1 protein-coding gene (cut by a window edge) is annotated in these 15,085 nt (G+C 71.7%); it reads left to right on the forward strand.

What is annotated here, in order from left to right; genetic code table 11:
- On the forward strand, positions 1 to 15,085 hold part of the coding region annotated (locus tag VIW71_RS11860; protein ID WP_422664581.1) for a scabin-related ADP-ribosyltransferase (this coding region is incomplete at both ends). The annotated region continues 15,221 nt past the right edge of the window; 15,085 of 30,306 annotated nt are visible.

Here is a 15,085-nt window from a genome sequence, read left to right on the forward strand (position 1 = left end):
CTTCGTCTTCGGCGAGGTGAGAGACGGCCGGCTCTTCTTCCGCGGTCAGCCGGTGACACCGGCGGCCCTGGCCGGCGTCATCACCTCCGTCGCTCCGGACCGGCTGCCGCTGCTCGCGATGCGTGACGGCCACCTCGTGGCTCCGCAGCTCGCGCGGGAGCTCGGCCGTCCGGTCGCCGCGAGCCGGCACGGCGCGTGGTTCGACGCCGAGAGCGGGGCGCTGCGGGAGGCCGTCCCACCGGGCGACGCACAGGATGCCGAGGCGCAGGACGGGAGCCGGGGATTCCGTCTCTACGGTGCCGACGACCACGAAGGCACCCTCCTGTTCGAGGACCTGCGGACACAGCCCTGGACACCGGGCCCGCACCTGGACCTGACACGGCTGGGCGACGAGGCCCAGCAGTCGGCCCAGCAGACGGCGCCACCGACGGCCGAACAGTCGGCACCGCAGGAGCAGCAGAGCGATCCGGCGCTGGGCGGGGCGGTCGTCGCCGACCCGATGGTCCGCACCATCGGTATACCCCGGGCCGGCCTGCCGAACGTGCCGCAGCTGATCACCCGACTGCGGCAGATGGTCGCCGACGCCGGGCACACCGTGCCGGAGGACGTGTGGGACCGGCTGCCGCAGCGGTTGCTCAGCAACTACCGCTATCTGGTGCCGCAGGAGGGCGACTCGGGCACCGGCGGGCTCATGGTGCCGCTGGGCCCGGTCGAGGTGCTGATCACGCTCGATCCGGGCGATCCGCGGTCGGTGCGCAAACCGTCCGCGTCGTACGACCGTCCCTCCGCGCTGGAACCGATCCCGGAGGAGGACGGCGAGGCCTCGGACGCCGACAAGACCGAGTCCACGGCGTCCACGGCGTCCACGGACACCACGCAGCAGCGACCCAAGCCCCTTCCCGATGAGCGTGCTCCGGGACGTGAGCGGTTCCACGCCAACGAGGCTGTCAACGCGACCTTCCTGACCGGTGCCTTTGTGCGGTCGCACTCCGGATCGACGAGCGCGACCCGGGGAGCGGCCACGCTGACGTTCGGCATCGGCGTGGGCCCCGTCCTCACCGCCGTCGGCGTGGGCTTTGGGATCTCCGGTGCGGCCAACCAGTCCAGCCGTTCCACCTACGTGGCCGGTGACGCCGAGGGCGGCCACGTCGAGGACAGCCGGTCGGATTCGACGCTGCTGGCCTACGAGCCGAACTGGTCGCTGCGGATCCGCGGCAACTCGACGCGCGCCTGGTCCGACATCCCGGCCACCACGCTGGAGAACCCGCGCCACGAGCGCCTGCTGCTGTGGGTGCCCGAGCACTACCTGGAGCAGGCCCCCGAGCAGGTCACCGCGGTCGGCCCGGGGACGCTGCCCACACGTCTGCCGGCGAGCTATTACGCCTCAGGGCTCACCAACATCCCCGCGCTGTTCGACGAGATCACGGCCTCGCTGCGCGCCGGGGGTCTGGACCTGAAAATCGGCGATCCGACCCGCGACGAGCTGCTGCAGAAGCTGTGGAACCTCGACGCGCATCTGGACGAGGCCGTCAACAACACACGGGGCTACACCTTCCGGCTGCACAGGAGCGACGGCCGGCCGGTGGCGAACATCGAGCTGCACTCGCGTCGCGTGTCGCGCGGCACGCGGGTCGGAGCGACCAGCGCCACGGCGCATCTGGAGAACGTGCGGACCGTCATCGACGCGACCGGCGGCGGACACACCGTGAACAACTCCAGCACCCTCTCGGGATCGGCCGGAGTCGGTCTGGTTCCGGAGCCGCTGGTCCCTGCCGGGCTCGGCGTGAACCTGTCCCTCTCCCACACCTGGTCCAACTCCGACGGCATCACCGCCGGCCGCACCGGCCTGGGGGTCGTGGTTCCCCGTCTGGGGGACTCGGCGGCGTACCGAGTGGAGTTCGACCACCACGCGCTGGTGTCGGTGCGCGGCAACGACACGTCCATGGCGACGAACACGGTGTCGGGGCAGGCGCTGGTGCGGCTACCCCAGACTGCCGCGTTCGAGCACGGCTTCCCGGTGGACATCACGGCGTTGACCGAGTCGGCCGCGGCCCACATCATCCAGGAACAGCCCGCCGAGACGCACGATGCGTCCACGTCCACCGCGCCTCCGCCCGACACGGACGTCGCGCGGCAGACTCAGGACACCCCCCGGACGGAGGCCGTCCCGCAGACCGAGGTCAACCCGCAGACCCAGGTCGCGCCGCGGACCGAGGTCGCCAGGCACACCGAGGCCGTCGGCGTCCCCCGGCCCGTCGGCCGGACGGTGCCGTACGCGCCGGACGCGCTCGTGAGCACCGCCCCCCGGCCCGACGACCCCCAGGACAAGCCGCTGCCCGATCACGTGCGGGAGGGCAAGGGCATCGGCATGGGCCTGGTCGAGGTGGCCCACGAGACGGTGACCACCCTGCGCGAGAGGATCGCCGAGGAGCTGCGCACCCACGGCTTCCTGCCGCGCGACGAGCACAACGCGTTTGCGGGACGCCACTTCTGGTCGCACGGCAACGAACTCGACAGCCAGCTCAAGAACGAGGAGCTCCTCGACAAGTTCATCTCCGAACGCGGCCTGGAGACGATGTTCGATGCCGCCCACCAGGACGGCATGCGCCTCGTCTTCGAGCGTGTCGTCGGGGGCGCCGGCATCAACGCGGTCCGGGACCGCCTGGTCGTCGTCGTCAAGGCGCAGAAGAGCGGCCAGGAATGGGGGACGTTCGTCCAGAGCACGGAGGACTACCACACCGTCAATCTGGCCATCGGTGTGGACACCGCCGGGCAGTCCACCGGCGGTGGCCGGAAGCTGTCGTTCGCCCTCCAGCTGAAGTCGCTGTTCAACCAGCTCAAGGCCGGTGCGGTCGGCGTCGAGCTGTCGCGGGGCGTCGGCGCCGTGGACGGCGTCACCTACGTGAACGGCCGCCCCGAACTGCTGGAGTACCCGGGCAAGGTCGACCTGTTCCGCCTGCTCAGTGACTGGGAGGTCACCTTCGCGTTCGAACGCAGCGGGATAGCGGGGCTGTTCCCCGACCGGCGCGACCCCGGCCCGCTGTACCTCACCGACCAGCCGGCCAAGGCATACCTGCTGCCCCTGGGCGTCACCCCCGAACCCGCGCACGACCCGGCCACGGCCCACGCCGGCCCGGCGGCCGAATACCAGGCGGCGGTGCAGGGTCAGCCGCCCGGGCAGAACCAGACACCTGCCCAGAGTCAGGCGCCCGAACAGAGCCAGCCGCCCGCGCGTGATCAGACGCCCGTGCAGGACCAGACGCCCGTGCAGGACCAGGCGCCCGTGCGGGACCAGGCCGGTCCCGCTCCGGTTCACGGGCCCGGGGCCACGACCCCGCCGGAGGTACTGGACAACGGCGTCGTCTACTACGTGGACGCCTCCGGGCTGCGGGAGGCGGCCACCGGCGTGTTCGGTTCGCTGGTGGGTCCCCAGGGCAACGCGGACCAGGAACTGGCCACGTTCACCAGCACCGTCGAGGTGCGGTCCCACCTGAAGGAGATCCTCAACGACCAGTACGTGTCCGACCAGTTCTTCGACACCGGTCTGCTGCGGGACACCTTCGGGGCGGTGGCCGTCAAGGGACAGCTGGGCGCGTCGGAGTTCGTGGGGTCCACGCCCGACAAGTTCGTGCTGGGCAATATCGGGCTGTGGCTGTCGCAGACCGGCACGACCGACACCAGTTCGAAGGGCGTCAAGTGGGGACAGCTCGACGCGACCGTCGGTGACGCCGTCGGTGCCGGCACCACGACCGGCGGCCTGGGCATGAGCCGGAGCTGGCAGTGGGGCACCTCGGTCACCGACGGCCGTACGGGCGGCGCGGAGCGCATCCAGCTCGACTTCAACCGCGTCTACGCCTTCCGCACCAAGGTGGACTTCACCGTCACCAGCCGCCGGGAGAAGCACGGCAAGTTCGCGACCTCCGCGCACCGCGGCGAGCAGCGCCACCTGCCCGACGGCGGCCGTACGATGGTGTACCTGCTGTCCGAGCCGGAGGCGCTGGACCAGTACGGAAAGGGACGGATCCCCCTCCCCGACGCACAACTCGCCGAGGTGATGGAGCGCTGGCGGACCGGCGCCCTCAAGCTGAGCGGCAACACCCTGGCCGCCGTCCTGACCCGGTGGAACCAGGATGTGCCGGAGCTGTCCGGGCTGACCAACCCGCCGGACCGCGAGAACCTCGCCTGGATGCTGTCGGAGATGCACGACAACGGCGGCCTGCCGGTACTCGACACCCAGATCCGCACCGCCTTCAACACCGCCTTCGGTCTCAGCCTCGACGCCCCGGACCGGATCACCCGCGAGATCCAGCTGCCGGAGTACCTGACCGGCGCGAACCCCGAGGGCACCTTCCTCGGCCACAGCGGCATCCAGGAGCTGACCTACGACAACGGCCTGTCCACGTACGACATCGTCCGGGCGCGGGTCGAAGAGGTGGCCCCGGGGCTGCTGGCGTCGGGCCCGGAGCTGTGGACCCAGGACGGCCGCCGCATCGGACGCCTCCAGGGCGGCGTCAACTCCCTGCAGGCGCTCATGGCCCGGGGCCGGGACAAGGCCATGTGGGAGGACGTGCTCTCCGCCAACGGGCAGACGTTCTACCTGGTCAACCCGGTCGGCTGGCTGCTGTCGGACATCGTCGAGATCAAGCTGAAGGATGTGCTCGATCCGGACTTCGAGGTCCAGGACTTCCGTCCCGAGACCGGTATCGAGAACTACGGGCACAACTACGTCAGCAACGCCAAGACCACCTCCAGGGACGGGTCGCAGTCGTTCACCCTGGGCAAGATTGGTGGCGGTCAGGATCACTCCTCGGCCGGCGGCGGCATCGGCGTCTCCGAGGGACACCACCGCAGCCTCACCCGCGCCGAGAACGCCACCACCGAGCAGACGGTGTACGACTGGAACGGCCACTACCGGGTGAAGTTCGGGCATACCCTCAACGTCGAGGTGCGCCGGCTGAACATGGGCGGGCGGCCGCTGAACAACCTGCTGACCGGCTGGTACCGGAACCTCGACCCGAGCCGCTCGCAGGTCGCTTCCGACACCGCCACCGGCTCGCTGGTCGTGCAGGTGCCGCGCGGCATCGCCGAGTTCAAGCCCTTCTTCGGGCCCCAGCCGGCACGCGACCTGGCACCGCTCCCGGCACTGCCCGGCGACGCCTACATCACCGGGGTGCTGCTGGACGACGCACTCCCAGTCGGCCTGAAGCTGCTCAAAACGGCGTTCGGCAAGGACGCGGACGGCGCGACCACCCGTACCAGCCTGTCCCTGCCCGTCCTGCTGTCGCGTACGCACCTGGCCAACTCCCTGCCGCACGCCTCGGCGGGCAAGAGTTACCTGCTGAACCCCAACCTGTTCATCCCCGGCCACTCCTCCGACCGGGCCGAACTGCGGATGCAGGGTGAGCTGTTCGACCTTCAGGTGCTCGGTGAGGTCAAGGGCACCGGCACCGGCCGCTACACCAAGCACCAGAGCGGCACCACCGCCTCGGCCAGCACCGACAACTGGCGTGCCACCGGGAACGTGTCGATCAGCGGCTCCGGCGCCATCGACTCGCACGTCCCGCCGCACACCGCGAGCGGCGGCACCTCCACCCTCCGGACGACCAGCAACAACGCGGGGGAGGCGGGCACCGAGAACTACCGGCGCGAGCAGCACGTCAAACAGCAGGGGCCGGTCTCCCTGGTCCGGATGCGGGGCCGGTACACACTGCGCGCGGACCGGTTCCACCGCAACCTGTTCACCGGTCCGACGCGCCTGGGGACCCACGAGAGCGAGCCGTTCACCGGTGACGTGTACGCCGAGCTCTTCCAGAGCGAGATCGACGAGCTTCGCGCGTACCTGGAGCAGTCCCGGCAGCAGACCGAGGTGCAGGCGGCGCAGTGGCAGCCGCTGCGCAACGCCCGCGAGGTCAGCCTCACCGACGAAATCGTGGCCGCTTCGCCGCTCCAGGACCAGGTGCCGGCCGACACCTCCGCGCACGTCCCGGTGCCTCTCACGGCCGACGCGTCCCGGACGCGGACCGCGCCCCCGCGCGGCGAGGCCCAGCCGTCCGTGTTCATCGACGACTACCGGATCGTCACACCGGACGGCACGCGGCAGCACGGCGGTTCGGCGGCGCAGCGGTCGCGCGACGCCGCCTTCAGCTACCGGGACGCCTACCGGGACGGCGGGCAGGTGACCCGTATCGGGGACGGACACGCCGCCGACTCGTTCCCGGTGCACCGCCCGTCCCGGCCGCTCGTGCTGGACGAACACCCGCGGCTGCGCGTGTCCCAGGACGGGTCGCTGGCCATCGGCGTCGTCGCAGGGCGGCCGCAGGAGTTCTACGCCCTTCCGGAGGTGGTGGAGCGCGGCAACGCCCGGCTGCGGCAGAACGGCGGCGGCACCCGACTCGTGCTCAACGACGAGGTGTTCGTCGAGTTCGAACGCGACGGCCAAACGATGCGCCTGTTCAAGGTGTTGCCCGAGTTCGTCGGCGAACCGCCCGTCGTCTGCCGCGACTTCTCCCAGAGTCTGCTCGGCGGAAGCCACAGCCACGCCGTGCTGCGCGACATGCGGCCGCCGCAGGAAGGCGGCACGGGTACGACGGCCGCCGCCTTCATCAACGCCGCGGACTCCATGGAGGTCGGCGGAACGCACCATTTGGTGGCCGGGCTGATGGACGCGCTCACCCGGAACGACCCGGCGCAGACCGGTCCCCAGTGGGCCAAGACCCTGACGGAGACGGCCAGGAACCAGTCGCGGCTGCAATGGCCCACCCCCGGGCAGAGCTACGGATCGGCACTGAACCGCGCCGATCCGGCCGACGACGAGGTACGGCGGCAACTCGCCGACAAGGTGCGCGGCATCGGCATCAACGAGGAGGCGTGGGCCGACCTGGGAGAGGCCTACGTCATCCAGGCGGTCTCCCACCAGTCCAACGGCTGGGAGCGCCTGTTCAGCCACGACTTCTCGCGCACGGGCCCCGGCGCCTCCACGGAACGGCCGACCACGTTCGGCTACCACTTCGCGTCGGTGGTGATCGAAAGCCTTGACGGCACGCATCAGATCACCTTGGAGAACGCGCCGTACGTCCGTCGGGTCCGGACCCTGGCCGACGACGCCCTCGCGGCCACGATCGAGCACTACGGGCCGCGGATCGACCAGGTGCTGGCCGAGCTGGAGCAGCAGGTCCGGCGAGGCGAACTGGGAGACCGCGACCCACGGGTGGAGCTCGCCCGGCGGATCGTCCAGATCCGGGAGACCCGACGCCAGCTGGACGACATCACCGCGCGGACGGAGCAGGGCCAGGCACCGGACGAGGACGCGGCGGCCCTCGCCTACACGCTTGAGATCACGCTCAACCAGGCGATGACGGGAGCCCGCGGCGCGCTGCTCAGCCTCTCCGGCGAGCAGATGGGGCGCGACTCCGACATGTGGTGGTTCGCCATGCACGGGCGGGCCGAGGGCGAGACCTTCTTCGACGCACGCGCGAGGCTGGACGAGACGGACGCCCCCGGCGCGGTGACCAACCCGGTCGTCATGGTGGTCGCCGCCGGCCTCGGCAACACCAGCGTGGACTTCGAGCAGGACCCGCCCACCGACCAGGGGTCAGCGGACGACGCCGCACGGCTGGCGTACCTGGTCGGCCGGATCGCCAAGGGCGCGCTGTGGCGGCACCGGCAGGGCATGGAACTCCCGGAGATCCGCGTCACCGCACTCCCCGTCCCTGGAGGGACGAGCCAGGCAATCTCGCACCGGGACGAGATGATCAGGCGGCTGCTGGAGTTGCTGGACGCCCGGCTGGAGGAGTTCCAGCGGGACGAAGCCACGGTGGCCAGGCCACTGCGCGCCGGCGACCTGCGGATCGTCGAAGACCTGGGGATCCATGACCCCCAGCAGGCGCACGCGTTGCTGACGGAGGTGGACCGGACCGACGACGAGGTGCAGCCGGTCCGCAGCCTCGTGCGCGTCGAGGCGCTGTTCGAGGAGCAGCCGGAGGACCGGGTCACCCACACGCCGCAGGACCTGGCGGACCTGGCACGGCAGACGGGCCTGCACCGCGTCCCGGTCACCGCGGGCGTGAGAGGGGCGAGGCCCCCGGTGCCCGACGACACCCTGGAGCGGATGCGGGACGTCATCAGGGTCGCCCGTCGGCTCAACCCGCGGCAGGGTGAGCCGGACCTGGACCTGCTCACGGCCGTCCGCCGACTGTCCGACGTCCTGACACGTCAATACGGGCACGTCGGGCAGCTCACGGCCGAACACCTCGACCCGCTCGTCCGGGATGTCCTCGGGCTGCCGCCCGCCGGTGCCGTCACCACCGCGGACCGGATCCACCTGGCCCAGATCGCCTCGTCGGCGAAATCCACCGGCCGGCCGCTCACCGCGGACCGCCTCAGGGGGGCGTTCAGCCGTCAGGAGCCTTCCGGAAGTCTGCCGGAACAGGTCCCGGCGGGCAGCGAACAGCACCCTCTCGTCATGCCCGGGCAAGAGCATGCACAGGCCGAGCGGAAACCGGCGTCGGGCGTCAGCGCGTGGCGGCTGTCGCAGTGGACGGCACGGCGCATTCGCGAACAGGTCGGTGGGCGCGTCGAGGGCGTGGTCCTCAACCTGGACCTGATGAACCTGGAGGAGCGGACGTTCCACCAGGTGGTTCGCTGGGCCGCCGACACCCTGCGGCGTGATCTGACCGGGCGGAACGCCGCCCGCGATGACGCCGCGGCCACCGAAGCGCGGGCCAGCCTGGCCCGCTACGACGGCTACCTGGCGGCCTGGCCCGAGGTCCCGCAGGTGTACCGGGGCAGGGTGCGGGAGGGCATCAACGCCGTCATCAACGACCTCAACGAGCGCCGCACGCGGCTCGCCGGTGACGAGAACCTGCCGCCGGCCGAGCTCCCCGGCCTGGTGGCGCTGGCGCATACGTCCCCGGTGCACCTGGCCCGCGACGTCGCCCACGAGCTGAACACGGTCGTGCGGATCGACGTCCGCCAGCCGGACGGCACGCTGCGCAGCCACTGGGCGGCGCCCTCCGGACGCGTGTACCACTTCGACCCGGTGACCTTCGACGAGACCACGCTGACCGCGGACCTGGCGCAGCAGCAGGGACTGATCCCGCCGGACCTGCGCCGCGACATCGACCTGTACGCGCTGGACCAGGCCGACCTCCGCCGGCTCTACCGGACGTCGTGGGACCAGCGGCACACCTTCACCGGGGCGTTGCGGAACGAGGTCAGCAGCCGCGAAGAGCGCCTGCTGTTCGCCGACCCCCGCCTGCCGGACCTCCTGGTACGAGCCCAGTACGTGTCCTCGTACTGGCAGTCCGAGGCCGATCGGCTGGGCGCGGAGCGAAACCGTGTCGAAAGAGCGCTGGACGAGGCGCAGGCCCGCCTCGACAGCATGGTGCTGACCCCGCTGGACTCCCTGAGGGGCGAACTGAGCCGTCTGGAGCAATCCTCCACGTCGGACGGGCCCTCGCGGTCGACGCGGCGCGACGAGCGGATCGCTCGCCTCACCGCTGAGATCAGGCGCCTCGAAAGGGACCGCGGGCGGCTGGAGCAGGGGCTGGAGACGCTGCGGGAGGACCTGCGCGGCCTGGAAGGCACGCACGCGCGGGCGCTGGAACTCGCCCGCGACACCACGGACGTGCGGGACCGGTTGCGGACGGTGGCGCGCGACAGCGACGCCTCCGACACCTCCGAGCGTTCCAGGGACGTCCATGTCGACAGTGCCGCCGCCCTGATCGGCCAGGCCATGCTGGAGGTCCCCGCGCCGCTCCGGCTGGACACCACCGGGTCGCACGACCAGCGGCCGCCCGTCGGGGGCTTCCTGCCGCCGCTCGTCAGTGCTCCGCCCCACGGCAGCGGTGGGTCCCTCCAGGGGCAGGACGCGCCGGTGGTGGTGTTCCCGCCCGGCCACGCCCTGGACCAGGTCCTCGTGGAGCACCACGGTCTGGAGATCCTGCGCGCGCCGCAGCACGGCCTGCGGGTGGTGCTCAGCTCGACCACGCACTACGTGGGGGACAGCGACGGGCGGGTCTACGGCTCCGAGGCGGACGCGGCCCGGAGCGGCAACCGGAACCCGGTCGTGGAACGCCGGTGGACCACGGCCGTCGTCACGGACCCGGTGCCCGTCGTCCACGGCGACGACGGCCGGACGCGCGCGCACACCGTCTTCACCCGTGTCGGCGAGCTGACCGCCCGCCTCGGACAGGCCCAGCACGTCCCGGGAGACACCGAACGGGGCACGACGCTGCTCAGCCTGTTCCCGGAGTCCGAGGGCTACGAGTTCACCGACCTGGGCCGGGCGGCCGAGATCGTCCCGGCCCAGGACAGGGCACGGCTCCTCGACCTCTCGATGCCCCTCACCGTCGGCGTGCCGGTGACCGGTCTGCACGCGATGCTGGAGTGGACACGGCAGCAGAGCAGGGACACGGCGGCGGCCGACATCCTCGGTGACAGCGTGGAGTTCGGTACGCGGCTCGCCGTCGGCCTGGTGGGCGGCGAGTTCCGGGCCCCGGACGACGTGATCCGCCAGTGGGGGAACAACCACCAGTTCATGGCCGTCCGCGGATTCGGCTCGATGCTCTACCTGAGCCTGGCCGACGCCTTGCTCCGGGTCGGCTCCGGCGGCGGATCGAGCCACGACCCGATGCCGGTGACCGCGCTCAACCCGCTCGCCGCCGTCTTCCGCGAACTGACGCCGGAAGCGCGGCTGTACCTCACCACGAACGCCGGCTCCATCCGTACCCTCGCCGAGGGATACCTCCGGCGCCGCGAGCCGCACTTCGACCGGGCGCTCGCCGTCGAGCACGGCGTGAACGAGAGCACGGCGCTCGACGTCTTCTCCGTCCGCGACCCGCAGACCGGCCGCAGCGCCCAGGATCTGCTGGACGCGGCACTCGGGAACGACCCCCGGCACGGGACTCCGGGCGCGCATGTCGTCGCGGGCGGCCGGCATGACACCCTGGACACCGGCGACGGCGAGTTCACGCTTCCCCAGGCGTCGCTGGAACTGCGCGGCCTGATCACACCGCCGGCGCACGTCCAGGCCATGGAGGCTCGGTACGAGCAGACCCTCGCCGAAGCCCGCGCGATCCACACCAGGAGTTGGCAACTCACACCACCGGCCGGACCCGTACGCCACCCCGCCACGTGGACGCGCGGCGGTGGTTACGGGGCGGCCCGGTCCGGAACCGGCGAGGAGCAGGGGCACCAGGAGCAGGCCGGGCCCGTCGCCGGGTCCTCCCAGGCCACCGAACGGCCCCGCACGGTGTCGGACCCGCAGTCGGCGGACCCGAGCGGCCTGCTCACCGTCCAGGCGTCCGCGATCCTCCAGGCGCACAACGGCTTCGCGCTGATCACCGGAGACGGCCCGGAGGCCGAGCGCGCCCGCGCGGAGCAACGCGAAGCCCTCCTTCGCGTCGAGGAGACACTGCGGGACCAGGGGCACGACGCCGCGGTCGACCTGGCGCGGTCCATCGGGCAGCGGCGCCGGGAGTACACCGAGACCCCGCTGCCCACCGGGACACCCCTGGCGACCGACCTCCACGTGCCACCGCTCACCCAGCGGACGCTCGACGTCCACCCCGCCTCCGTGACGACCGAGTCCGCACCGGACCGCGCGCGGACCGAGGACGAGGACCAGGCGGACGACGCGCCGCACACGGCGACCGAGTCCGACGACGCGTTCCGGGTCCGGGTCGAGACGGCTCTGCGGCCGTGGGTCGCCCTGACCGAGGACGAGTCGGTCGCGGAGCTGGAGCACCTGCTGCGCAGGTCCGGGCCTGGGGCACGGTCGCTGGTCGTACTGGAGCGCTTCGGCTCGGGCCCCGGCCGCCCCCTGTACGCGGTCAACGTGGGAAGCCGGGTCCGGTGGTTCGACGCCGGGACCGGCGTCCTGGTGCAGCCGCCCCGTGGCGCGGGCCTGGTGCACTCACTGGACATGGACGCCCGGGGAAGGCTGCTCGATCCGCCCGCGGAGCTGCTGGCGTCGGGGCCGGACGCGGTGTCCTTCCCCACGCTGCGGCTGCCGCGCGATCTGGAACTGATCCTGAGCGGCCCGAACGGCCGGACCCAGGCGGCGGCGTACACCGGTCCCTTCGACACCGCCGGACCGCATGACCCCCAGCCCGTCCCCCAGCAGTGGCTCTCCGAACTGGACGTGAACGCCGGGCACTTCACGCCCGATCTCGGCCCGCGGCCCGACCACTTCCCCCGGACCCGCGCTGAGGCGTGGACCCGCTTCCTCTCCTCCCACGAGCGGTACACAGCCGCGCGCACCGCGTACCAGGACGCCCGGCTGACCGCACGCGGCACCCCGCTCGCCGACTCCAGCACCCCGCACCCCGCGGTCACCGAACGGGCCGCCGCCCAGCTCCGGCTCACCCTCGACAGCGAGGCGCTGCGCGCCTGGGGCCACCACGACCCGGTGGGCCTCATGGTGGCCTACCGCGCCTGGCAGGACGCCCAGAGCACCGCGTCCCTGCTCCAGCCGGTTCTGTCGGAGTTGTCCGATGAGGAGTTGGTGTGGTGGGACGCGGTCGAGGAGCAGCCGGCCGTGTCCGAGTCGGTCGATGAGCTTTCGGCACTGTCGGATTCGTCTGATGAGGAGTCGGTGTGGTGGGACGCGGTCGAGGAGCAGCCGGCTGTGTCCCAGCCGGTCGAGGAGCATCCGGCCCCGCCTGAGCCCGTCCAGCAGCAGCCGGTCCCCCAGCCGACCCTGCCCGAGGCGATCCAGCAGCAGCCCGTCCAGCAGCAACCCGCCCCGCAGCCGCCCGGCGGCCAGACGTCGGCCGACGCGCAGCAGACGCAGCCGCGCACCCCCTGGTACACCGAGCACGGCATGCTCGGCGAGGCCACCGTCAAGCAGGTCGAACAGTGGGGTCCCGTCATCTCGGCCCAAGCGGCGCAGGGCACCGCCTACGCCGTGAACGACCCGAAGCTCGCGGCCGAGATCGAGACCAAGGTCGCCGAACTGCTCGAGGTCAACGACCCGAAGGAATGGTCCGACCTGCTGACGTTCGGCCGGATGTACGAGCTGCACGGCAAGCCGGAGACGCACGAGAAGCTGGCGATCCGCGAACCGCGCGGCAAGCTGGTGTGGATACGCCCGGTGCTCGACGACATCAAGCCGCTGCCGCCGGCCGAGGGGCCCGCGGACCCGGTGCGCACCTACAGTGTGCGGTTCAACTCCACCTCCGCCGCCATCGAGCGGTCCCACACCGTCTCCCACGTCGCGGACTCGGTCCTCCTCACGGCGATCAACGTGTCCTCCGCCGCCGCCTCCACGGTGGTCCTGGGCGTACCGACCATTGCCACCGAGTCGTCGGAGACCGAACTGTCGGGCGTCAAGCAGACGGTGATCACGGGGAAGAAGCTGTTCCTCGACGGGTCGACCGGATTCAGCAGCGGCGTACGCGTCAGGGTGTTCGTGGACGGTGAGGAGCAGGGCACCGGGACGCGCGTCGACCGCAGGCTGCACCTCGACCTCCCCACCGTCTACACCGACCCGGCCGAACCGCGGCCCAACATGGACGCCCCGGTCGAACCGGCCCAGTCCACCGAACCCGCCCGGCCACGGCTGACCGGCGAGCTGCTCAACGCCATCGACCTGATCCCCGTGATGGCCGGGCTCCAGCGCCGCCTGCACGGCGCCGGTCTGAGCACGGCGGCCATCCGGGACGTCATGCACGAGGTGAGGACGACCCTCAACGAGCAGACCGCCCGCAACCGCAGCCGGTGGTGGCTCACCAGCGGCGACCCGTCCAACAAGATCCAGCGCGGGATCAACCTGCCCGGCTTCGGCGCCTTCAGCGGCCACTTCCGCGTACGGATCTCGCTGGAGAGCCTGCAGTTCCTCGGGATCACCGACGGGGTGAAGACCCGCGAGGACATGGGCGTCGGACTGGCGGCGATCCACGGCGCGGGCGGCGACAGCGCGGCGGCGCTGACAGCCGGAGTCAACGTCGTGGGGCTGGTGGACCCGTCGGCCATCGCGCACGGCCAGCACACGGTGGGCAAGGGCCTGGCACCGCAGTTCACTGTCACGGGCACCTCGACCCGGGGCTGGAACTACCGCCTCACCTCGCAGCCGCTGGCGCACACCATCCTCAACATGACCGAGGCCCAGGCCCGTTACCGGGCCGTCATGGGAATCGAGGTCATCTGGACATCCGACACGCACCGCGCGCTGGAGACCGTTCTGCCGCCCGTGCCGGTCAACGCCGACATCGGCGTCCCGTGGCGGGACGGCCGGGGCGCCGCCGACTTCGAGACCAGGTCGCTGGGCGCCGTGCGGACCCCGTACGTGCAACAGAACCTCGGCGTGCAGCGGGAGAAGCTGGGACCCGTCGAGTCGCAACCGCACGTCCGGGCGCTGCTGCGGCTGTCGCAGACCGAGCCCGTGCGCACCCTCGTCCGGCCCGACCGGCTGCGCCCGGACTACCAGCCGGTCCGCGACCCGCGCGAGTCGCTGCAGCTGGCCACCCGGCGCGGCCTGGGGTACGCGGTCGCCGCGGCTCTGCCGGGCGCGGAGATGGTGGAGGACCAGTTCCGCGCGCGGCTCAAGGAGGTGGTGCGGGAGCGCGGCCTCGGCAAGGTGGACTGGTCCGCGGTCGACCGGCAACTGGCCGTCCACTTCGGTCGCCCGTCCCTGGAAGGCGACCTGTCGAACGTCATGGCCGGCGTGAAGCGCACCATCGACGTCGGCAAGGGCCGGGTCACCTTGTCGGTGCGCGCTCACCTGCTGGACTCGCGCGGTGTGACGAGCTACCCCATGACCGTCAACGCCCGCGCGGCGGTCGGCGAGACGGTCACCGGCGGCGTCGAGGACAAATGGTCCGTCCAGGTCGGCGTCGGCGGCGGCGTGCGCTTCAGCGTCGCCGACTGGTTCCGCTTCCAACTGGGCGGACTCCGGCTCCTGGGCAGGATGGGCTGGGGCAAGGGGGAGAACTTCAGCGGCACCAGCAAGACCTACCGCCGCATGGAGAACGTCGGCTCCGTGGACGAGCACCTCATGGACGTCGTCTACGACCTGTCACTGCACGTGGACGACGGCCGCAACCTCCAACCCGAGCAGTGGTGGATCGACCTGCCGCCCGGGGAC

It is taken from the genome of Streptomyces sp. (assembly GCF_036524955.1).
In the GTDB taxonomy this organism is placed as follows: domain Bacteria; phylum Actinomycetota; class Actinomycetes; order Streptomycetales; family Streptomycetaceae; genus Actinacidiphila.